This is a genomic window from Alteromonas ponticola (assembly GCF_012911815.1).
Lineage (GTDB): Bacteria > Pseudomonadota > Gammaproteobacteria > Enterobacterales > Alteromonadaceae > Alteromonas > Alteromonas ponticola.
In genome coordinates this window covers 1-907 of record NZ_JAATNW010000017.1, presented here as the reverse complement: position 1 = coordinate 907, position 907 = coordinate 1, and the positions used below count along the sequence as shown (strand labels likewise).

Below are 907 nucleotides of genomic sequence, written 5' to 3'. Positions count from 1 at the left end.
GTAGTTAGTTTAACCTTCGGGAGAACGATTACCACTTTGTGTTTCATGACTGGGGTGAAGTCGTAACAAGGTAACCGTAGGGGAACCTGCGGTTGGATCACCTCCTTACCTTAAAGAATCGAGTTACTCTTTTAATGTAGTGCTCACACAGATTGTTTTGTTATTAAAAAAAAGAACACCAAAGGTAGTACTCACCTTAGATAGAGTATTGCGCAGCAGCCTGCTGGGCCTATTCATCGGATTTTGCGATGATAGGGTTTCTAATCGAGCCGACTGACGAATGAGTGAAGGAGCATACACTAGTATGTGACTGAGCGAATGAGGAACAAAGGCGAAGAGTAGAGAGCCTAGCAGAAGTAAAATAGGCTTGTAGCTCAGCTGGTTAGAGCGCACCCCTGATAAGGGTGAGGTCGGCAGTTCAAGTCTGCCCAAGCCTACCAATTTCTTCCTTGCTCTTCGTTATCGAATTGTTTATGTGCTAGATGCACACTACGCAATCCGATGCCTTGATCAAGAAAGAAGTAGCTAACAACGTAAGTTAGTAAACGACACCAGTTATATGGGGCTATAGCTCAGCTGGGAGAGCGCCTGATTTGCATTCAGGAGGTCAGCAGTTCGATCCTGCTTAGCTCCACCACTTCTAAGTGCATTTATAAAGTGTATTTAAAAGTGGTAGAAACGACCACGACATGTTCTTTAACAATTTGGAAAGCTGATATTAATAGTAATCAATCAAAAGAGTAACTGAGATTGAATATCGAAAGATGTTCTTTCAGCACTTTACTCTACTTGACTTGAATTGCTTGTTATCAATTAAAGCGCTGAAAAAGCGTGTCAATCGGCAAGTCCGATTGACAATATGATGACAAGGCAAATTCACGATTAGCTAGTCATCATACAGCAGAGA

General features: G+C 42.2%; 2 tRNA genes and 1 rRNA gene. All 3 read left to right on the top strand.

What is annotated here, in order from left to right:
* A 16S ribosomal RNA gene (locus HCJ96_RS16160) occupies nt 1-108 on the top strand; the annotation flags it as partial.
* Nucleotides 109-363: 255 nt separating this feature from the next.
* A tRNA-Ile gene (locus HCJ96_RS16155) sits at nt 364-440 on the top strand.
* 121 nt (nt 441-561) lie between these two features.
* Nucleotides 562-637: transfer RNA gene (locus tag HCJ96_RS16150), tRNA-Ala, on the top strand.
* Nucleotides 638-907: the final 270 nt, after the last annotated feature.